We start from the raw sequence: 18,297 nt of genomic DNA, 5'->3' as shown, positions 1-18,297 counted from the left end.
TACGTTCCAGGGCATGGATGGGTCCGGGCGTTCGATTGCCCGAAAGTGTCAACCATGTCCCCGTACACCTGTCAGCTATGTCTCCAGTCTGTACAGCGTTGCAAAGGACTCGATTTACTGGCGGGTTTGACGCCTCGCTGCGCTTAGGCGCATGATGCGCAACCAAAGCGGCCAAGGGCCGCAATAGCGAGTTGAGACAAGGAGGCGAAAGACCATGAGCGTGTCCATCGTTCGAATTGCCGCGGCGGCGGCCTTTAGCGTGCTCGCAAGTGTGGCGGTGGCCCAGAGCAACGCCGGTGCGGTGATCCGCGTGTCGACGGATGCCAACGCCGCCTCGTCTGCCGATCAGACCGAAACGCGGCCAGCAGGAAAGTTTTCAGGCATTGAGCTGCGTGCGCCGGCTGAGGTGGTCTTCTCGATTGGCGCAAGCCCGTCGATCACGGTCTCCGGTCCGGCGAACCTGTTGCCGTTGCTACTCACTTCCATCCACGACGACGTATTGACCATCGAGTTGAAGGAGCCGGTCGCGCTGGCGAGGGACATCAAGGTCGTGATTACGAATCCGTCGCTGCGTGCGGTGAGTCTGCAGGGCTCGGGGTCGATGACGGCGTCGGGCATCCATGGCGATGCCTTGAACCTCAGCGTTTCCGGGTCGGGCTCGTTCGTGGCTTCCGGCCGCGTGAAGACGGTGAACGTGGCCATCCAGGGTTCGGGCGCGGTGGATGTCCACGCCGTCGAGGCGAACGCGTTGAACGCGAGCGTGCATGGATCGGGCGACCTGCGTGGCGATGCCTCAGTCTCGGCGATCGTCAATGTAGCCGGTTCGGGCGATGTTCGGATCAGCGGGAACCCGTCGACACGAATCGTCAACCGTTCCGGTTCGGGGGACGTGCGTTTCGAGTAGCTGTTGAGGCGTTCGCTTATACCCATCATGACCATACGAAGCCGCATTCCCGCCGACAACTCGGCGCTGGTCGAAATCTGGCTGCGCTCTGTGCGAGCGACGCATACCTTTCTGCGCGAGCAGGATATCGAAGACCTCTATCCGCAAGTCAGAGACCTGTATCTGCCGGCGGTGGAAGTGTGGGTCTGTGAGAGTGCCGAGGGCCTCATTGCCGGTTTTATCGGCATGCATGAGGCACAGGTCGAAATGTTGTTTGTGGACCCCGAGCAGTTCGGGCGAGGTGTCGGTACAAGCCTGCTCGACCATGTGAGGCAGAAGCACGCCAGTCTCACCGTGGACGTCAACGAACAGAATCCGCGCGCGCATGAGTTTTATCGCCGCTACGGGTTCAAGGATGTGGGACGTTCCGCAACGGATTCTGCTGGCCGGCCGTTTCCGCTTGTGCATATGGCCTGGCAGTCTTAGGGCGGTGATTCGGACCGCCGTGCCGGCGAGCTCAGCTTAAAAGTCCCGTTGCAGCTGAATGTCGCCGTCCTCGAGCACACCCACGCGACGAAAGCCGAGCCTGGCATAGAGGCGGCCGGCCACTTCGTTGTCCGGCTTATGCATCGTGTAGGCCAGTCGAGCGCCCATCGTTTCCATCTCGGCTAACGCGAGTGTCACCGCCTGGTAGCCAAGGCCTTTGCCTTGATGCGAAGCGGCGATCATCATGCGGAACAGCCAGAATGCTTCAGCCTGCTGATCGGTGTCGTTCTGGCAATACATCAGGAAGCCGGCCACTTCCTCATCCAGCAGAATCACACGCGGCTGATAGTGCGGTTCGAATTTCGATTCCGCAATGGAGTAGACGTTAGGGGCGACATAGCCGCGCTGGCTTTCCGGCAATTCGAGCTTGGCGCAGGCGATCCAGTTGTCCCGCGTGACGGGGTGGAGCGTAAGTTGGGTCATTGTTATGGTTCCGATTTTCTTTACGACACGTTTCGGAGCTTAGCGTATCGCCGGGCGCAAGGCATCCCGATTGGGCGGGCCCATCCGCTGAATAACGTGCAGCAATACGCTCATTTCGTCCCATCGCGCCGGCCTCAAGTGCCGTAACCTGCTTGTTGGGGCGCTCCCGTTGCATGAAGAGCGTGCCAACCACGCATCCGCACCGGACCCGATCAGGGAACAACTTTCCCCGAGCTTACAAGCGCCGACAATCGCGCCTACCACCATCCATGACTTCGGCATCGACGCTCGCGCCTCTCACCACGGCACCTCATCAGGTGGCGGTTTCGCTGTGCGGGGCCGGGAAGTTTGCCGAAGCCCTGGCCTTGCTTCAGCCCATACTCGATGCACGGGAAAGCGTCGCCGAACACTTGCTGGTCGAGACGCTGAATGTTGCCGCGGTCGCGGCGCTCGGCCTGAACCGCTGGGACGACGCGGAAAATTACTGGCGCCAGTCGATCGCGGTCAAACCCGATTTCGTCGATGCGTACAACAACCTCGGCATCCTGCTCAAAGGTCTCAACCGCCTGCTCGAAGCGGAAGCGATGTTTCGCAGCGTCGCGGCCATCCGGCCCGATCAGGCTCAGGCCTACAATAACCTCGGCGCGGTGCTGTACAGCCTCAAGCGTTTGCATGACGCAGAAGCGGCCTACCGGCAGGCCATTGCCATCCGCTCCGATTACGCGGAGGCTCACTACAACCTGGGCATCGTGCTCTACGATCATCGCCGTCTGCACGAGGCGGAAGGCGCTTACCGGCAATCGCTTGCAGTGCGGCCCGACTGCGCCGAGGCGCATAACAATCTGGGTAATGTGCTCAGAGAACTCGGCCGTCTTGCCGAGGCGGAGCAGACTTACCGCCAGGCGTTGACCGTGCGGCCGCAATATCCCGAGGCCCTCAATAACCTCGGCAGTGTGCTGAAGATTTCAAAGCGCTTGCCCGAAGCGGAACTGGCTTGCCGCCTGGCGGTGACGATTCGCCCGAATTACAGCGACGCGCACAACAACCACGGCAGCGTGCTGGCCGACCTCGAGCGCTTGCCCGAAGCCGAAGCGGCCTACCGGCAGGCACTCGCATTGCGTCCCGACTACGCTGAGGCGTACTACAACCTGGGCATCGTGCTGCACAAACTGGAGCGGCTGGCCGAGGCTGAGGCCGCGTATCGCGAGGCACTGCGCATCAATCCGGGAGGCGTCGAAGCTCACAACAACCTGGGCAGTGTGCTGCAGGTCCAGGAGCGCTGGCAGGAAGCGGCCGCCGCTTATCAGCAGGCGCTCGCGCTACGTCCCGATCTTGTCGAGGCGCTCTATAACCTGGGCAACGTGCTGAAGGAGCTCAACCGTTTGCCCGAGGCCGAGGCGGCTTACCGGCAAGCCATCGCCATCCGCGCGGACTATCCTGACGCGACGTTCGCGCTTGCGACTTTGCTGATCAGTACCGGCGAGTTCGAAGAAGGCTGGCGGCTCTACGAATCACGCTACAAGAAGACCGACTTTATCTATCACAAGACGCCAAGGCTGTTGCCCTGTCCGCAGTGGCATGGCGACGCATTGGCGGGCAAGTCGCTGCTGGTCTGGCAAGAGGACGGTCTTGGAGACATGCTGCAGTTCGGCCGTTATCTGCCGTTGCTCAAGGCGCAGGGCGCCACGCATATTACGGTGGCCTGTCTGGCGCCGCTGCGCCGCTTGTTGGCGGCGGTGGAGGGCGTGGATGCGGTCGTCGATCACCAGGGGGCCGTGGACCGCGCTTCGGGCTTCGATTGCTGGACCAGCCTGTTGAGTGCGCCGCTGCATCTGCGCACGACGCTGGAGACGATTCCGCCCGTCGAACCGGTGAGACTTGCGGAGCCTGTCGTCGAACAGTGGCGCGCTCGGCTCGCGACGCTGCCCGCAGGACGCAGGATCGGGCTGGTGTGGAAGGGCAATCCGCAACACCACAACGACGCCAACCGTTCGCTGCCCTCGCTGACTGCGCTGGCGCCGCTGTGGAGCGTGCCGGATCTGCAATTCGTGAGTCTGCAAAAAGGTCAGGGCGAAGAAGAGGGCCAGTCGCCGCCGGCTGCTCAGCCGTTGCTGCATCTCGGCTCGGAGACGACGGACCTGGTCGACACCGCGGCGATCGTCGCGCAGCTCGATCTGGTGATTTGCGTCGATACCTCCGTCGCTCATCTGGCCGCCTCAATGGGCAAGCCTTGCTGGGTCATGCTGCCGAGCCAGGGCCTCGACTGGCGCTGGATGCACACGCGCAGCGACTCGCCGTGGTATCCGGATACGCTGCGGTTGTTCCGACGCGCGGCGGACGAGGACTGGTCGTCGGTGATCGAACGGGTGCGTGAGGCGTGTGTGGTGGCGTTCGCTACGTCGCTCGCTGCGCAGACCTGAGAACGCGTTTGGCCCGAGCGTGGTATTTTGCCTGGGTGGCATACGGTTGGCGTTGCCGGCGCATCGGCCGGTGCGGCAGACGCCCGTCCCCAACGCGATCTGCACAACACTCTCGACGATCATGAGCTTCTCGATAGACAGCATCGACCACATCGTTCTGAACGTAGCGGATGTGGAAGCCAGTGCCGAATGGTATGTGCGTGTGCTGGGTATGCAACGCATCGATTTCGATTCGCGCACCGGCGTGCGGGTCGCCGTGCATTTCGGCGTCCACAAGATCAATCTGCGGCCGAAGGATGCGGATACGGTGGCGTGGTTCACCGGCGCGGCGCCGGTACCGGGCAGTGCGGATCTCTGCTTCGTGACTCAGGCGAGTCCGGAGTCAGTCAAGGCGCATTGGCTCGCGCAAGGTGTCGCGATCGAAGCGGGCCCAACCGCGCGATCCGGCGCACGTGGCCCGATGACCTCGGTCTATTGCCGCGACCCGGATGGCAATCTGATCGAGGTGGCTACGTATCCTTGAGACGCGGCAAGTGCCGTTTCGCGGCCACGGCCCCAACGCTCACTTGCGCTGGCGCAACTCCTGGCCTTTCTCGGTGATGATCGAATCGAAATCGTCGACCTGCGAGAAACGGACGGCTTTGACCGCGCCGAACTTGCTGGTATCGACCACTAGATGCCGTTCGACGGCGCTCGCCATGGCCGCCTGCTTGAGCGCGACCTCATGGAAATTCCAGCAGGTGACACCACGCGCCTGGTCCACCCCACCCGCCGAAATGAAGGCCTTGTTGATGCCCATCCGGCGCAGCATTTCGATGCTCTCTTCCCCCGCGAACGAATCCGATGACGGCACGTAGACCCCGCCGAGCAGGATCATGCGTACGTTGGGCTTGCGCCGCAGGATTTCCGCGACGTTCAGCGAATAGCAGACCACGGTGACGTGCCGCTCGGCGGGAATCAGCCGGGCCAGTGTGGTGAGCGTGGTGCCGCAATCGATGAAGAGCGTTTCGTTGTCGGCGATGAGCTTGGCGGCGAATGCCGAGGCCTCGGCCTTGGCTTGCGCGAAGTGATCTTTTTCCTGCTCCAGCGAATAGCCGGCGGTGTTCGGCACATCTGTCGCGCTGACGATGTAGCCGCCGAGATAAGTGAACTGCCCCGGACTCGCGGCGACGTCGCGGCGCACCGTCATTTCCGACACCCCGAGCAGCGCGGCCGCGTCGCGCAGACGCATCACGTTTTGTCTCGCCAGCGCATCGGCGAGCGCGCGAAGGCGATCAGTTTTCAGCATGGAAGTCCTGGGGCCCGTGACGCAAAGCTGCGTTATATTTCGTTCGAAATCGTGAAAGGATTATAACAAGAGCGGCCGGGGGCGGCGAGCAATTGAAAGCGCGATTCCGGGCGTCCTGCAGGGAAGAATTCTCCTTGTAAGTGCCTGCCGTAGCGCGTATTCGCTTGGAAAAGCGAGTCAATGGACATATTCTGACAGTCAACCTCCGGGAACTGACAGCGCGCAGCCCGGTCTTCTGCTTATTCATTTACAGGAGCCCTCTCTCATGACGCGTCCCGTCGATTCCGGCGTTATTTTCCTCGCACGTCTTGCGCTGGCCGTGTTGTTCTTATGGGGCGGCGTGATGAAACTGCTGGGATACGCAGGCTTCGTCGGGTATCTGCACTCCAAAGGCGTGCCGTTCGTGCAGGTGGCGGCGCCGCTCGCCACCGCCGTCGAAGCGCTCGGCGGACTGTGTCTGGTGGTCGGTTTCAAGATTCGCCCGCTTGCGCTCATTCTGGCGGTGTACACGGTGGCCACCGCCGTCCTCGGACACGATTTCTGGAACGTCACCGATGCGGCCGTCCAGCACGACATGGTGATCCACTTCTGGAAAAACATCGGCATTGCGGGTGGTTTCCTGCTGCTGTTCGTGACGGGTGCGGGCCGGATCAGCATCGACGGGGCGCGTGCGCCGCGCGGCGGTTTGGGGCGGTGATTCTGCGCGGGCGCCGTGGCACCGGAATTGCGTGGGGAAGGCGTGGGCCGGCAAATCTCTTCGATTCGGATAGTCAGCAAGGAGCCAACAATGATTCAAAGTTTTGAGCAAACGATCGGCGGCAATGTCATGCAGTTTTGCGCGAGCCTCGGCGAAGGGCCGACGCCGCATCGCGTGATCATCAGCCGGGCCGATTCGGCGGAAACGCTGGTGATCCTCGATGCCTCCGGCTTCCTCAGCACGATCAAGGCAGAGATCGAAGAGCCGGAGAAGCTGATTGCCGACGCGATCCGCAAGGTGGAAAACGAAGGGTTGATCCAGCGCGCACTGGATTCCGGGGAGATTCAGGAAACCTCGCTATAGCGTGGAGAGTGCGCTGTGATGAAAAGGACAACTGCGCAATTGCCTGAAGTGCAAAATCAGTGGGAAACCAATGATTTCCGCACTATTGTGTCCTGTAGGGTTGTCAAAAAATATTGAACAACTGGAAGCGGCGACCCACAGGAGGAATCTATGAAAGCACGCATGCACTGCGTTGTAGCTGCGGCAACGCTTATTGGACTGTCGATCCCGCTTTCCGCAGCTTATGCTCAACTCGGCAATCTGCTTAACCAGGGGAGCAGCAACGGTTCCTCACCGAGCCTCGGTGGCTTGACCGGGGGCGGTTCGTCGGGAGGCCTGGGCGACCTTGGCAGTGCGTTGTCAGGGGGCTCGGTGACGTCCGGCAGCAGCAGCAATGTCGCCGGTGTGCTGCAGTTCTGCATCAAGAACAACTACCTGGGCGGCAACAGCGCGTCGTCGGTCAAGGATTCGCTGATGAGCAAGCTGCCGGGCGGCGCGTCGAATTCCAGCAGCGGCTATACCGATGGCGCCAACGGCGTGGTCGACACAGGCAGCGGCCAGAAGCTGAGCCTTGGCGGCGATGGCGTCAAGCAGCAACTCACCAAGCAGATCTGCGACAAGATCCTCGATCAAGGCAAGTCGATGCTTTAAGCATCGTCAGCCCAAATTCTGCGAGCGTCGCGGTTACCCGCACGGTCATCTTCATGGCCGCAAACAAACACCACACGGCGGCTCAACCGCGCCCGGCGCCATGCACCGGGCGCAAGGGCGGTTTCTTCCTGTCATCCGGTTCCTGAGCGTGCGGCTGCGGATGGACGAGGCACGCCAGCGCCAGCGCAGTGAGTAGCAAGCCCGCGGAAATCGCGGTGGCCGCTTGCATGCCGAACACGATGTGCGCGGCGCCCGCTCCGCTCACCAGCGCGCCGAAGGCCGCGACGCCCACTGCGCCGCCCGCTTGCCGCGCGGTGTTGAGGACCGCTGACGCAGTGCCGGCGCGCTGCTTCTCAACCGACGCGAGCACGGCGGTCGTCATGGCCGGCACCGCGAGGCCCATGCCCGAAGGAATCAGCAGGAACGGCAGCAACAGCCCGATAAGCGGCGTCGTTGCGCCCACGAGATGCAGCAAGCCATAACCCAGCGCCGCGATCAGCGCGCCGCAGATCATCGGCACGCGCGCGCCGTAGTGCCCCACGACCCAGCCGCTGAGTACGTTCGAGACCAGAAAGCCACCGGTCAGCGGCAGGAATGCGAGCCCCGCCTGCAGTGGTGTGTAACCGCGCACCCGTTGCAGATACAGGCTCAGCACGAACACCATGCCGTAGTAGGTCAGGTTCACGCAGATGCCGAACAGGACCGCCGCGCTGAAGGTGCGCTTGCGGAACAGCGAGAGCGGCAGCATCGGTGCGGCCACGCGCGATTCGATGGTGACGAAGGCGATGGCGGCGATGAGTGCGAGGACAAAGCCGCCTGCGACGAGCGGATGGCTCAGGCCGAGCGGTCGCCATTCGATGACCGCGCCGGTAAAGGCAGTCAATGTGACGACGGCAAGGGATTGGCCGGGCAGGTCGATGCTGCGCGGCGGCACCGCGGGTTGCGAGGCCTGAGCCGACGGTTGTGCCGACGCTTGCACCGGCTTGGCGTTCGGCCCCGGCACCCATGCGAAGGTCGCGAACAGGCCCGCGGCGCACAGGGGCAGGTTGACCAGAAAGATGCTGCGCCAGCCGAAGCCCGCAATCAACAAGCCGCCAACCACCGGGCCCGCTGCGATAGAGATGGCGCCCGCCGCGGTCCACAGACCCACTGCGCGCGCCCGCAGCTTCGGATCGTGCCCGCAGGCCTGATTGAGCAGCGCGAGCGAGTTGGGCAGCATCGCGGCGGCGCCGATGCCCTGCACCGCGCGTGCGGCGACCAGCATGACGTCGTCGAACGCGAGTCCGCAGGCGAGCGATGCGAGCGCAAAGATCACGATGCCGGCGGCGTACATGCGGCGCGCGCCGAGCCGGTCGCCGAGCACACCGGCCGACAGCATCAGGACCGCGAAAGCCAGCGCGTAAGCGTCGACGATCCATTGCAGGCCGGCGACGCTCGCATGCAGGTCGGTGCTGATGTTCGCGAGTGCGATATTGACGATTGTCACGTCGAGTTGCGTGACGACGAACCCGACGCTGACCGTTCCGACAATCAGGGCGATGGCGCGGGTGAAGGGGGCGGTGGGGGTATTCATGAGACACATCGTAACGCCGCGCGGCACGCGACGTTTCGGTGTGACATGAAGTATCGATGTATCGCCGCGGGTGAGCCGGCGCCGCGCCTAAGCCAGCCTCAGCGGCTCGACGAAGGCTCCTGAGGCGCATCCTTGATGAAAAAGGTGGTCACCGCGCCGAGCACGCACACTGCGCCCACATAGAGCGCCGGCGCCATCGGATTCGATTTCATCATCAGCGAAACGACGATTGGCGTGAGGCCGCCGAACACCGCATACGCGACGTTATACGAGAACGAGATGCCCGAGAAACGCACGGCGGCCGGAAACGCCTTGACCATCACAAATGGCACGGCGCCGATCACGCCGACGAGAAACCCCGTCACGGCGTAGAGCGGCAGCAGTTTGGACGGATCGACGGCGAGCTGCGCGAACATCACGTAGTACGACGCCGCCAGCGCCAGACCGCCGATAAACAGCGTGCGTCCCGCGCCGATCCTGCCGGCAATCGAACCCGCCACGACGCAACCGAGCGTCAGGCACAGCGTCGCCACGCCGTTGGCGAGCAGGGCGGTGGCCGGTGCGATATGAAACTGCTTTTGCAGCAGCGTGGGCGTCATCAGGATCACGACGACGATCGCCGCCGACAGCATCCACGTCAGCAGCATCGACACGACGACGGCGCGGCCGTGGTCGCGCAGCACCGCCTTCAAGGGGATTTCCGCGGCAAGCGACTTGCGTTGCTTGAGTTCGGCGAACACCGGCGTCTCATGCAGCCAGCGGCGCAGGTAGACCGAGAACAGGCCGAACACGCCGCCCAGCAGGAACGGGATCCGCCACGCGTAGCCGGTGATGTCCGCGGGCGCAAAGTGGCGGTTCACGCCCGAGGCGACCAGCGAGCCGAGCAGGATGCCGGCTGTCAGACCCGCCGTCAGCGTGCCGCAGGCATAACCGATATGGCGCTGCGGCACGTGTTCCGACACGAACACCCACGCGCCCGGCACTTCGCCGCCCACCGCGGCGCCTTGCAGCACACGCAGCACCAGCAGCAGCACCGGCGCGAGCAGGCCGATGCTGGCGTAAGTGGGCAGCAGGCCCATCAGCAGCGTCGGCACTGACATCAGCAGCACGCTCAGCGTGAACATGCGCTTGCGGCCGAGCAGGTCGCCGAAGTGCGCCATGATGATCCCGCCGAGCGGGCGCGCCAGGTAGCCCGCCGCGAAGATGCCGAAGGTCTGCAACTGGCGCAGCCAGTCGGGGATCGCTTGCGGGAAGAACAGTTGTCCGATCGCCGGGGCGAAGAACACGAAGATGATGAAGTCGTAGAACTCCAGCGCGCCGCCAAGTGCGGCGAGGCCCAGGGTTTTGTAGTCGCTTGGGCCAAGGGTGCGTGGGGTGACAGCCTGTTGTGCTCCACCCAGATTTGTTGCTTGCATTGCTCTGTCGTTTTATTGAATAGGAAGCCACGCGCGCTGCGTGGAATGCGGCGGTTGTCGGGCGAGAAGTGTTGGGGGCGCCGGGTAGAGCACGGGACACGGGCGCGTCTGCCGGGATACGACAGGCGCGATGACAACGTTGGCCGGCCGGCGATTTTACAGGATGAAAGGGATTGGCCGCTGGAAGTGCTTAATTCGATTGAACAAGTTGGTCGGCGGGGCGCGGCTCATTGGGACGTCACGACGCTTTTCTGACGGTCCCAGGCAGCCTCGCGCAGGTAATGCGGAATACATACGTCGGAACGCAAGACAGCTCTGTCGGACGACGCCGATCGGCGGCTAAATTAGGACTGCTCCTATGGGCTGGCGGTCATGCGACTCACAGAATCGCGTCCGATCTATCAGTTGAGAGCCACCCTCATGCGTATTGCCATCCTTCAGCGCGACCCCTTGCAGCGCCAGTCGATCGAAAAGACTCTGGTGCAGGCGGGCCACACCTGCGTGACTTATGACGACGGCCTGAACATGTCGAGGGTTCTCGCGCGTTCCACCGTCGACCTGCTCGTGCTGGACTGGCACGGCGTGCGCCTGTCCGGCGTCGACGTGCTGAAATCGGTGCGGGCCGTGGGCGGCGACCGGCTGCCGGTCGTCTTCGCGTCAAAAGAAAGTACCGAGGAGGCGGCCGTGCGCGCGTTCGCAGCCGGCGCTGACGATTACGTGTCGTTGCCGTTGCGCCCGGCCGAGTTCCGCGAGCGCGTCGCCGCGCTGCTGCGGCGCGCTTACCCGGACCGCCACAGTGTGGCGAGCTTCGACGCCGGGCCGTATCACTTCGACGGCCGTCGCCAGCTCGTCATGTTGCGCGGCGAGCCGGTGAATCTGTCGGGCACGCAGTATCGGCTGGCGTCGCTGTTCTTCGCCAACATCGGCCGCGTGCTGTCGCGCGATCATATCTTCGCGATGGTTTGGGGCCGCGAATTCCGCGAGTTCACGCGCACCATCGACAGCCATGTGTCGCGTCTGCGTCTCCTGCTCGAAATCGATCAGGACAGCGGCTTTCGTCTGCAACCGGTCTACAAGAGTGGCTACCGCTTGCTGAATCTGCGTCACGCCGATGCGCAGATCGAGAAAGCGGCGGCCTGATCGAACGGCGCCGCCGGCTGCTGACGCAGCTTCGGACGCCACTGCCGCTCAGAGCGTCGGCAAGGCCGGCCGTGTTTCGAGCGAGCGGCGAATCAAGGCTTCGACCGCCTTGCGTTCATCGCCGGCGAGCGGCAGGCGCGGCGGTCGCACCGGCTCCGTGCCGAGTCCTACCATCGCTTCGGCCAGCTTGATGTTCTGCACCAGCTTTGCCGACACGTCGAGCGAGAGCAGCGGCGCAAACCAGCGGTAAATCGCCCGGGCTTCTTCAAGGCGTCCTGCCTTGAGCAGCTTGTAGATCGCCACCGTCTCATGCGGGAACGCGCAGACGAGGCCGGCTACCCAGCCGTGTGCGCCCATCAGGATCGCTTCCATCGCGAGGTTGTCCACGCCGCACAGGATCGCGTAGCGGTCGCCCACGGCGTTGATCAGATCCGTGACGCGCCGCACGTCGCCGCACGACTCCTTGATCGCGACAATCTTCTTCTCGTCGGCAATCTCGGCAAACATCTCCGGCGTCATGTCGACGCCATACGCGAGCGGATTGTTGTAGATCATCAGCGGCAATGCGCTGGCGTTCGCCACGCTGCGGAAATGATGCAGCGTCTCGCGCCGGTCCGACAGGTAGCGCAGGCCCGGCAAGACCATATAGCCGGCCGCGCCGCGCTTCGCGCCCGCTTCGGCCTGGCGGCAGCCGTCGAGCGTGCTGTTTTCGGCGATCGTCAGGAGCACCGGCACCCGGCCGCGAGAGGCGTCCACGGCGATGTCGAGCACCTCGAGCTTTTCGTCGAGCGAGAGGGTCGAGGCTTCGCCGAGCGAGCCGCACACAATAATCCCATCCACCCCCGCGTCGATCTGCGCTTCGATGTTCTTCTTCGTCCACGCCCGGTCTATGCTGAAATCCGCGTTGAACTTGGTGGTGACTGCGGGCAATACGCCTTCCCAGATATGTGCCACGACTTCTCTCCTGAGTGTGATGAGTTGACCGCAGTGTAAGCAGGGAAAAAGCTGCCGTCTTGCGTGATTCGCGCGTGCCGGATGACGATTTCAGCATAGGCGCTGATGTTGCGCGCCGCCGGCGCCTATGCTGAAATCGTCATGATCCACGCATAATGACGCCAAGACCGGCCGAGTCGGCATTTCTAAGATAGCAGCATGAAAACCTTGAACGTGATTGATTCGCACACCGGCGGTGAACCGACCCGCCTGGTTGTGTCCGGCGGACCCGACCTCGGCAACGGGACGCTGGCCGAACGGCTCGACGTATTCCGCACCCGCTTCGACGACTGGCGCGCCGGCATCGTCACGGAGCCGCGCGGCTCGGACGTCGTGGTGGGCGCGTTGCTATGCGAGCCGGACGCGGCGGATTGCGCGGCCGGCGTGATCTTCTTCAACAACGTCGGCTACCTCGGCATGTGCGGACACGGCACGATTGGACTGGTGGTGTCGCTGGCGCATATGGGGCGCATCGGACCCGGTCAGCATCGGATCGAAACGCCGGTGGGCATCGTCGAGGCCACGCTCAATGCGGACGGCAGCGTCGCTGTGCGCAACGTGCCGGCTTACCGGTATCGCCAGGCGGTGAGCGTCGAGGTGCCCGGTTACGGCGTGTTGAGCGGCGATATCGCCTGGGGCGGTAACTGGTTTTTCCTCGTCGCCGAGCACGGCCGCACGCTCGAAGCGCGTCACATTGCCGAGTTGACCACCTTCAGTTCGGCGATTCGCGATGCGCTGATCGCACAACACATCACCGGAGCGGACGGCGCGCTGATCGACCATATCGAATTGTTCGAGGCGGGTTCGCGCGAAGGGATCGACAGCCGCAGCTTCGTGCTGTGTCCGGGCAACGCCTACGACCGTTCGCCGTGCGGCACCGGCACCAGCGCGAAGGTGGCGTGCCTCGCCGCCGACGGCAAGCTCGCCGAGGGCGCGGTGTGGCGGCAGGAAAGCATCATCGGCAGCGTGTTCGAGGCTACGTATCGGAACAGCGGTGACGGTGCGACCGTGGTGCCGACGATCACCGGCTACGCGCATATCATGGCGGAAGGGCGCCTGTGTTTCGACGAGCGCGATCCGTTTGCATGGGGTCTGCGTACGGCATGACGGCAGATGCGGTGATCGTCGGCGCGGGGATTGTCGGTGCGGCCTGCGCGGCGGAGCTGGCTGCGCGCGGCATGCAGGTCGAGGTGCTCGATAGCCATGGCATCGGGGGCGGCGCGACGGCCGCGGGCATGGGGCACATTGTCGTGATGAACGACTCGCCCGCGGAGTTTGCGCTGAGCGCGTATTCGCGCGACCTGTGGCTCGAACTCGCGCCGCAACTGCGCAAGCGCGACGCGTTCTCGCGCTGCGGCACGCTTTGGGTCGCCGCCGACGACGAAGAGTGGCAAGCCGCACGTGCCATGCACGACGCGTTTGCGGCACGTGGAGTGGCCGCACAGTTGCTCGATAGCGCGGCGTTGCGCGCCTGCGAACCGGCGCTCGCGCCCGACATGGTGGGCGGTCTGCGGATCGAACACGACAGCATCGTGTACGCGCCGACCGTCGCCGAATGGTTGCTCACGCAAGCGCCGCACGCCGCGAATATCCGCGTGCGGCTCGACACGGAAGTCGCCGCCGTCGACGCCCATGGCGTGACGCTCGCCAATGGCGAGCGCAAGCACGCCGCTCATGTGATCGTGGCGAACGGCATCGGCGCGCAGAAGCTGGTGCCGTCGCTGCCGTTGCAGCCGAAGAAGGGCCATCTGCTGATCACGGACCGCTATCCCGGCCTGATTCGCCATCAACTGCTTGAGCTTGGCTACATCAAAAGCGCCCATCATGCGGTGGGCACCTCTGTGGCGTTCAACGCGCAGCCGAGGCCGACCGGCCAGGTGCTGATCGGCTCGTCGCGCCAGTTCGACACCACCGATCCCGCCGTCGACATGCCCGTGCTCGCGCAGATGCTGCAGCGTGCCGCGCGCTATCTGCCGGCCTTGCCGAGGCTCAACGGCATTCGCGCGTGGACCGGCTTCCGGGCGGCGACGCCGGATGGTCTGCCGCTGATCGGCCGCATGGGCGGCGCCGCGCAGGACTTGTGGGTGGCGGTGGGGCACGAGGGACTCGGTGTTACCACTTCGTTGGCGACGGCAAAACTGCTCGCGGCGCAGATCACCGGCGACGCGCCGGCGATCTCGCTCGCGCCGTATTTGCCGCAACGTTTCGCGCAGGGAGGCGGTCATGTCTAGTCGCGCCGTCGAGCGGGTTCGCGTGACGATCGACGCACGCACGGTGGAGGTCGAGGCCGGAACCCTGGTGGTGGCCGCGCTCGCCATAGCGGGTCTGCACGGCACGCGCACCTCCGTGAGCGGTCAACCGCGCGCGGCTTTCTGCGGGATGGGCGTCTGCCAGGAATGCCGCGTCACCATCGACGGCCGGGCGCATGCGCTCGCGTGTCAGACGGTCTGTCGCGATGGTCAGATCATTCAGACGACGGAGCCCGCGTGAATCGGCACTATGACGTCGTGGTGGTGGGCGCGGGCCCGGCTGGGTTGAACGCAGCGCGTACGGCTGCGCAGGCGGGCGCAGAGGTCGCCGTGTTCGACGACAACCCGCGCGTCGGCGGACAGGTCTGGCGGCAAGGCCCAGGGCACGCGCCGCAGGCGCCGCTGCGCGAGGTACACGAGGCGCTGACAGGTCATCCGAATGTGACGGTTTTCTCTTCGGTGCGGGTGATCGCGCCGCTGCCCCCACACGCGTTATTGCTGGAATCGGCGGCCGAGCAGGGCGGCATGTGCGTCAGTTACGGCCAACTGATCCTCGCGACCGGCGCGCGCGAACGTCTGCTGCCGTTCGCCGGCTGGACGCTGCCAGGCGTGACCGGAGCGGGTGCACTGCAGGCGTTGATCAAAGGCGGCACACCGGTGCGCGGCGAGCGCGTCGTGATTGCGGGCAGCGGCCCGTTGCTGCTTGCTTCGCTCGCCACGGCTCGCGCCGCGGGCGCCCAGGTGGTGGCGGTGGTCGAGCAGGCCTCGGCGTTGGCGCTGGCGCATTTCGCCGCTTCGCTGCTGGCGACGCCCTCCAAGCTGCTGCAGGCCGCGCAATTGACGCGTGGGTTCGCAGGGCTGCGCTACCTGAGCGGCAGCGTGGTGCGCGAAGCACGCGGTGCAGGCCGGGTTGAACAGGTGACGATCCAGCGCGGCGAACGCGAGATCACGCTTGACTGCGATCGCATCGCGTGTGGCTACGGCCTCGTGCCCAATATCACGCTCGCGCAGGCACTGGGTTGTGCGCTCGACGTGCGCGGCGCGGTCCGCATCGACGATCTGCAGCGGACTTCCGTGCCGGGCGTGCTCGCCGCCGGTGAATGCACGGGTATTGGCGGGATGGAGTTGGCGCGCGTCGAAGGCGAGATTGCGGGTTATGTGGCAAGCGGCGCGCTGCCGGATCTGGGCGCCCGGCCAGATTTGCGCGCGCAACGCTCGCGTTGGCAACGCTTCGCTCAGCGCGTGGACGATGCGTTCACCTTGAGCGAGGCAGCCCGCGCGCTCCCGCCCGACGACACCTTGCTATGCCGCTGCGAAGACGTGACGCTCGGCGAAGTGCGAACTCATGCCGAATGGCGCGACGCCAAGCTGCACACGCGCTGCGGGATGGGCGCGTGCCAGGGGCGCATCTGCGGCACGGCTGCCGGCACGTATTTCGGCTGGCAGACGGCGCAGCCACGTCCGCCGTTTCATCCGGCGCAGATCGGCACGTTGATGGCTGCGTGCGAGCAGGACCTGGCTTCGACGGATTGAGGCGCACATTTTTTCACCGCATCGCGCGGCCCTATAATCAAGCGCACAAGACCACCGCACCGCATGCACGGGACACGCAAGATGAACACGCTGGCTCACCCGCTCGACCCAGCCGATGCCACGCTAAGCGGCATGCTCTCGCATTTCACGCTGCTCGAACCTGTCTTCGACGCGATGCCGGACGTCGTGTTTTTCGTCAAGGACGCGCAGGCGCGCTACGCGCTGGTGAACCGCACGCTGGCCTCGCGCTGCGGCTACAAGGACAAGACGGCGCTGCTCGGCAAGACCGCCGAGGATGTGTTCCCGCGCCGCTTCGGGCGCATCTACACCGCGCAGGACATCGCGATCATCAATGTCGGCAACCAGATGGTCGATCAGCTGGAGCTGCATCTTTACCCCGGGCGGCAACCGGGCTGGTGTCTCACCTGCAAGCAGCCGCTGCGCGATCCGGCGGGGCGGGTGGTGGGGCTGGCGGGCATCTCGCGCGATCTGAAAGCGGACGAGGGCAGCCATCCCGCGTACAGCCGGCTCGCCGCGGTTGTGCAGTACATTCAGGACAATTACGTGCAGCCGCTGAATCTGAAACAGCTTGCGGCGATGGCGGACATGTCGGTGGCGCAGCTCGAACGGTATTTCCACAAGGTGTTTCATCTGACGCCGCGTCAGGTGCTGCTGAAAACGCGGCTCGATGCGGCCACCGCCCTGCTGGTGTCGCACGACAAGGTCACGGATGTGGCCGCGTTGTGCGGCTATACCGATCACAGCGCGTTCACGCGGCAGTTCAAGGCGACGGTCGGCATCACGCCCACCGAATACCGCATGCTGCTGCATGGGACCGCGCATGGCTGATCCAGCCGCGACGCGCGACTGCTGCATGAGCGCATAAAAGCTGCTATACAGCCGGTTCAACGTTGATTTGTCGCCCGCATCGCATGGCCCGCCGTCGTCCGAGTCACCACTACTACGTCTATGTCGTCGCGTTGTCGGACACGGTCTGGAACGAGGCGCGTTTTCGCCGTTCGAACCCGGACTACCGGTTCGAGCGGCCATGCGTGTATGTGGGTATGACGGGGTTGGACCCGGACCTGCGTTTCGACCGTCACAAGGCGGATATCCAGGCGAATCGCTACGTGCGCGATTACGGCCTGCGCCTGATGCCTGAGCTGTATGAGGTGTTCAATCCGATGCCCTACGACGGCGCGCGAGACATGGAAGTCGAACTGGCGATTGGACTGCGTGAAGCGGGTTACGCGGTGTGGCAGGCTTAGAAACGTAGCGCCCTTGAGCCGTCACGGCGGTGCAACAGAAAAGCTGATGAAAGCCCGCTGTTAGCGGATGCCCAGTCCACGCAGGACGGCATTTCCTTCTTGCGTCAGACGAATGCTCGGTGCACCGGCTTCGGTGGCGACCGTCTCGACGAGGCCTGCCTCGTGGAGCATGGGAATTTCGGGTTTGGCGAACGCATCGATCGGCGCATGCAGCAACAGCAGCAGCGTGGCGAGTTCGTGATGGCTCAATAGCCGACGCAGCATGGTCGGGCGCTTGGCCGGCGCCGTGGCATCGTTTGCGTCGCGAGTCGTTTTGTACATGGTATGTACCTCCTGCTTTTTCATTGTCCGGTGGATCATGGGGCCCAAGTCTTAAACCATTCTTAAGACTCGGGCCTGAAGCGGCAGGTTCGCGGTGTTTCGATCCGGTATTGATTACCGGCTCTTACGGTACGGCAGGTTACGAAGCGGTTACTGAACGGTTTCGAAACTATTGCGGCGCGCAGATTTTGCTCGCGCCTTCGATCCACAGGTTGTCCACGTGGCGCTTGCCGGCGTAGAAACGGTAGGTGGTGGCGCCATTGTCGGCGCGGATCTTGACGACGTTCGAATCGCCGAAATCGAGCATTTGACCTTCCGGCAGCGGCGTGGTCTTGAACGTGGCGTTGTGTTTGGCCGCTTGCTGCGTCATGCAGGCCACCACATCGCTGACCGGGCGCTGCGTGTTGCCGTCGACCACGGGTTCGCCCGAATCCGGGTTCTGGAAATACGCGCATGCGCTGAGAAGCAGGGGAACGGACAGGACTACGGCAAACTTCTTCATAGGTCTCCAGATGGGTTCGGTCCCTGCGGCCCGCGAATCCGGCGCCGAACGGA

General features: G+C 64.2%; 21 protein-coding genes. 14 read left to right on the top strand and 7 right to left on the bottom strand.

What is annotated here, in order from left to right; genetic code table 11:
• The first annotated feature begins 214 nt into the window (after window positions 1–214).
• Both P3T42_RS13300 and P3T42_RS13295 read left to right on the top strand, forming a co-directional pair.
• A complete protein-coding gene (locus P3T42_RS13300; RefSeq protein WP_429306292.1) occupies window positions 215–904 on the top strand; it encodes a GIN domain-containing protein in 690 nt (229 codons plus the stop codon).
• 27 nt (window positions 905–931) lie between these two features.
• Window positions 932–1,369: an acetyltransferase gene (locus P3T42_RS13295; protein WP_074294790.1), complete on the top strand. Its 438-nt coding sequence runs from the start codon at window positions 932–934 to the stop codon at window positions 1,367–1,369.
• Window positions 1,370–1,405: 36 nt separating this feature from the next.
• Here the strand turns inward: P3T42_RS13295 and P3T42_RS13290 are convergent, their stop codons facing one another.
• Complete coding sequence (locus P3T42_RS13290; protein WP_429306291.1) at window positions 1,406–1,852, bottom strand: GNAT family N-acetyltransferase; 447 nt, start codon at window positions 1,850–1,852, stop codon at window positions 1,406–1,408.
• Between the two features lie 269 nt (window positions 1,853–2,121).
• Between P3T42_RS13290 and P3T42_RS13285 the strand changes: the two genes are divergently transcribed.
• Window positions 2,122–4,272, top strand: coding sequence for a tetratricopeptide repeat protein (locus P3T42_RS13285; RefSeq protein ID WP_429306290.1), 2,151 nt, complete (start codon window positions 2,122–2,124; stop codon window positions 4,270–4,272).
• Window positions 4,273–4,393: 121 nt separating this feature from the next.
• Window positions 4,394–4,795, top strand: coding sequence for a VOC family protein (locus tag P3T42_RS13280; RefSeq protein ID WP_074297181.1), 402 nt, complete (start codon window positions 4,394–4,396; stop codon window positions 4,793–4,795).
• A 39-nt stretch (window positions 4,796–4,834) separates the two neighbouring features.
• Here the strand turns inward: P3T42_RS13280 and P3T42_RS13275 are convergent, their stop codons facing one another.
• On the bottom strand, window positions 4,835–5,560 hold the full coding sequence (locus P3T42_RS13275; protein ID WP_074294796.1) for a DeoR/GlpR family DNA-binding transcription regulator: 726 nt from the start codon (window positions 5,558–5,560) through the stop codon (window positions 4,835–4,837).
• A 265-nt stretch (window positions 5,561–5,825) separates the two neighbouring features.
• Between P3T42_RS13275 and P3T42_RS13270 the strand changes: the two genes are divergently transcribed.
• The 3 genes from P3T42_RS13270 to P3T42_RS13260 all read left to right on the top strand — a co-directional run bounded on the left by P3T42_RS13270 (window position 5,826) and on the right by P3T42_RS13260 (window position 7,250).
• The gene (locus P3T42_RS13270) at window positions 5,826–6,257 is read left to right on the top strand and encodes a DoxX family protein (RefSeq protein WP_074294798.1); all 432 of its coding nucleotides are present in this window, start codon (window positions 5,826–5,828) and stop codon (window positions 6,255–6,257) included.
• A gap of 90 nt (window positions 6,258–6,347) precedes the next feature.
• Window positions 6,348–6,620: a hypothetical protein gene (locus P3T42_RS13265; RefSeq protein WP_074294800.1), complete on the top strand. Its 273-nt coding sequence runs from the start codon at window positions 6,348–6,350 to the stop codon at window positions 6,618–6,620.
• 150 nt (window positions 6,621–6,770) lie between these two features.
• The gene (locus P3T42_RS13260; RefSeq protein WP_429306289.1) at window positions 6,771–7,250 is read left to right on the top strand and encodes a DUF2501 domain-containing protein; all 480 of its coding nucleotides are present in this window, start codon (window positions 6,771–6,773) and stop codon (window positions 7,248–7,250) included.
• An 82-nt stretch (window positions 7,251–7,332) separates the two neighbouring features.
• Here the strand turns inward: P3T42_RS13260 and P3T42_RS13255 are convergent, their stop codons facing one another.
• Both P3T42_RS13255 and P3T42_RS13250 read right to left on the bottom strand, forming a co-directional pair.
• Window positions 7,333–8,823: an MFS transporter gene (locus P3T42_RS13255; protein WP_429306288.1), complete on the bottom strand. Its 1,491-nt coding sequence runs from the start codon at window positions 8,821–8,823 to the stop codon at window positions 7,333–7,335.
• A gap of 98 nt (window positions 8,824–8,921) precedes the next feature.
• Complete coding sequence (locus tag P3T42_RS13250) at window positions 8,922–10,238, bottom strand: MFS transporter (protein WP_074294803.1); 1,317 nt, start codon at window positions 10,236–10,238, stop codon at window positions 8,922–8,924.
• 420 nt (window positions 10,239–10,658) lie between these two features.
• Here P3T42_RS13250 and P3T42_RS13245 point away from each other — a divergent pair, with 420 nt between their 5' ends.
• The gene (locus P3T42_RS13245) at window positions 10,659–11,378 is read left to right on the top strand and encodes a response regulator transcription factor (protein WP_074294804.1); all 720 of its coding nucleotides are present in this window, start codon (window positions 10,659–10,661) and stop codon (window positions 11,376–11,378) included.
• Window positions 11,379–11,426: 48 nt separating this feature from the next.
• On the opposite strand, the gene P3T42_RS13240 is transcribed toward P3T42_RS13245, so the two are convergent.
• Window positions 11,427–12,332, bottom strand: a complete 906-nt coding sequence (locus P3T42_RS13240; RefSeq protein WP_074294805.1) for a dihydrodipicolinate synthase family protein — start codon at window positions 12,330–12,332, stop codon at window positions 11,427–11,429.
• A 198-nt stretch (window positions 12,333–12,530) separates the two neighbouring features.
• Here P3T42_RS13240 and P3T42_RS13235 point away from each other — a divergent pair, with 198 nt between their 5' ends.
• The 6 genes from P3T42_RS13235 to P3T42_RS13210 all read left to right on the top strand — a co-directional run bounded on the left by P3T42_RS13235 (window position 12,531) and on the right by P3T42_RS13210 (window position 17,421).
• Window positions 12,531–13,478: a 4-hydroxyproline epimerase gene (locus P3T42_RS13235; RefSeq protein WP_429306287.1), complete on the top strand. Its 948-nt coding sequence runs from the start codon at window positions 12,531–12,533 to the stop codon at window positions 13,476–13,478.
• A complete protein-coding gene (locus tag P3T42_RS13230; RefSeq protein ID WP_429306312.1) occupies window positions 13,475–14,602 on the top strand; it encodes an NAD(P)/FAD-dependent oxidoreductase in 1,128 nt (375 codons plus the stop codon). Before P3T42_RS13235 ends, P3T42_RS13230 begins: the two co-directional genes overlap by 4 nt.
• Entirely contained in the window at window positions 14,595–14,861 is a 267-nt protein-coding gene (locus P3T42_RS13225; protein ID WP_429306286.1) for a (2Fe-2S)-binding protein, read from the top strand. The genes P3T42_RS13230 and P3T42_RS13225 overlap by 8 nt, the downstream gene beginning before the upstream one ends.
• Window positions 14,858–16,153, top strand: a complete 1,296-nt coding sequence (locus P3T42_RS13220) for an FAD-dependent oxidoreductase (protein ID WP_429306285.1) — start codon at window positions 14,858–14,860, stop codon at window positions 16,151–16,153. The genes P3T42_RS13225 and P3T42_RS13220 overlap by 4 nt, the downstream gene beginning before the upstream one ends.
• A gap of 81 nt (window positions 16,154–16,234) precedes the next feature.
• Window positions 16,235–17,002: an AraC family transcriptional regulator gene (locus P3T42_RS13215; RefSeq protein WP_074297183.1), complete on the top strand. Its 768-nt coding sequence runs from the start codon at window positions 16,235–16,237 to the stop codon at window positions 17,000–17,002.
• Between the two features lie 83 nt (window positions 17,003–17,085).
• Window positions 17,086–17,421 (top strand): hypothetical protein, encoded by a 336-nt coding sequence (locus P3T42_RS13210; protein WP_074294810.1) that lies wholly within the window; start codon window positions 17,086–17,088, stop codon window positions 17,419–17,421.
• A gap of 60 nt (window positions 17,422–17,481) precedes the next feature.
• Here the strand turns inward: P3T42_RS13210 and P3T42_RS13205 are convergent, their stop codons facing one another.
• Window positions 17,482–17,742: a hypothetical protein gene (locus tag P3T42_RS13205; RefSeq protein ID WP_074294811.1), complete on the bottom strand. Its 261-nt coding sequence runs from the start codon at window positions 17,740–17,742 to the stop codon at window positions 17,482–17,484.
• A 169-nt stretch (window positions 17,743–17,911) separates the two neighbouring features.
• Entirely contained in the window at window positions 17,912–18,244 is a 333-nt protein-coding gene (locus P3T42_RS13200; RefSeq protein ID WP_429306284.1) for a hypothetical protein, read from the bottom strand.
• Between the last annotated feature and the right edge of the window lie 53 nt (window positions 18,245–18,297).

Source organism: Paraburkholderia sp. GAS38 (genome assembly GCF_050434965.1).
Lineage (GTDB): Bacteria > Pseudomonadota > Gammaproteobacteria > Burkholderiales > Burkholderiaceae > Paraburkholderia > Paraburkholderia phenazinium_A.
The sequence above is the reverse complement of the archived record's forward strand: the minus strand, read 5'-3'. Positions and strand labels throughout refer to the sequence as shown.

Coding starts and splice junctions, on each gene's coding strand:
- P3T42_RS13280 (WP_074297181.1), top strand. CDS start 4,394: ATGAGCTTCTCGATAGACAGCATCGACCACATCGTTCTGAACGTAGCG.
- P3T42_RS13300 (WP_429306292.1), top strand. CDS start 215: ATGAGCGTGTCCATCGTTCGAATTGCCGCGGCGGCGGCCTTTAGCGTG.
- P3T42_RS13285 (WP_429306290.1), top strand. CDS start 2,122: ATGACTTCGGCATCGACGCTCGCGCCTCTCACCACGGCACCTCATCAG.
- P3T42_RS13260 (WP_429306289.1), top strand. CDS start 6,771: ATGAAAGCACGCATGCACTGCGTTGTAGCTGCGGCAACGCTTATTGGA.
- P3T42_RS13290 (WP_429306291.1), bottom strand. CDS start 1,852: ATGACCCAACTTACGCTCCACCCCGTCACGCGGGACAACTGGATCGCC.
- P3T42_RS13210 (WP_074294810.1), top strand. CDS start 17,086: ATGGCCCGCCGTCGTCCGAGTCACCACTACTACGTCTATGTCGTCGCG.
- P3T42_RS13230 (WP_429306312.1), top strand. CDS start 13,475: ATGACGGCAGATGCGGTGATCGTCGGCGCGGGGATTGTCGGTGCGGCC.
- P3T42_RS13270 (WP_074294798.1), top strand. CDS start 5,826: ATGACGCGTCCCGTCGATTCCGGCGTTATTTTCCTCGCACGTCTTGCG.
- P3T42_RS13205 (WP_074294811.1), bottom strand. CDS start 17,742: ATGTACAAAACGACTCGCGACGCAAACGATGCCACGGCGCCGGCCAAG.
- P3T42_RS13200 (WP_429306284.1), bottom strand. CDS start 18,244: ATGAAGAAGTTTGCCGTAGTCCTGTCCGTTCCCCTGCTTCTCAGCGCA.
- P3T42_RS13235 (WP_429306287.1), top strand. CDS start 12,531: ATGAAAACCTTGAACGTGATTGATTCGCACACCGGCGGTGAACCGACC.
- P3T42_RS13215 (WP_074297183.1), top strand. CDS start 16,235: ATGAACACGCTGGCTCACCCGCTCGACCCAGCCGATGCCACGCTAAGC.
- P3T42_RS13250 (WP_074294803.1), bottom strand. CDS start 10,238: ATGCAAGCAACAAATCTGGGTGGAGCACAACAGGCTGTCACCCCACGC.
- P3T42_RS13295 (WP_074294790.1), top strand. CDS start 932: ATGACCATACGAAGCCGCATTCCCGCCGACAACTCGGCGCTGGTCGAA.
- P3T42_RS13245 (WP_074294804.1), top strand. CDS start 10,659: ATGCGTATTGCCATCCTTCAGCGCGACCCCTTGCAGCGCCAGTCGATC.
- P3T42_RS13255 (WP_429306288.1), bottom strand. CDS start 8,823: ATGAATACCCCCACCGCCCCCTTCACCCGCGCCATCGCCCTGATTGTC.
- P3T42_RS13275 (WP_074294796.1), bottom strand. CDS start 5,560: ATGCTGAAAACTGATCGCCTTCGCGCGCTCGCCGATGCGCTGGCGAGA.
- P3T42_RS13265 (WP_074294800.1), top strand. CDS start 6,348: ATGATTCAAAGTTTTGAGCAAACGATCGGCGGCAATGTCATGCAGTTT.
- P3T42_RS13225 (WP_429306286.1), top strand. CDS start 14,595: ATGTCTAGTCGCGCCGTCGAGCGGGTTCGCGTGACGATCGACGCACGC.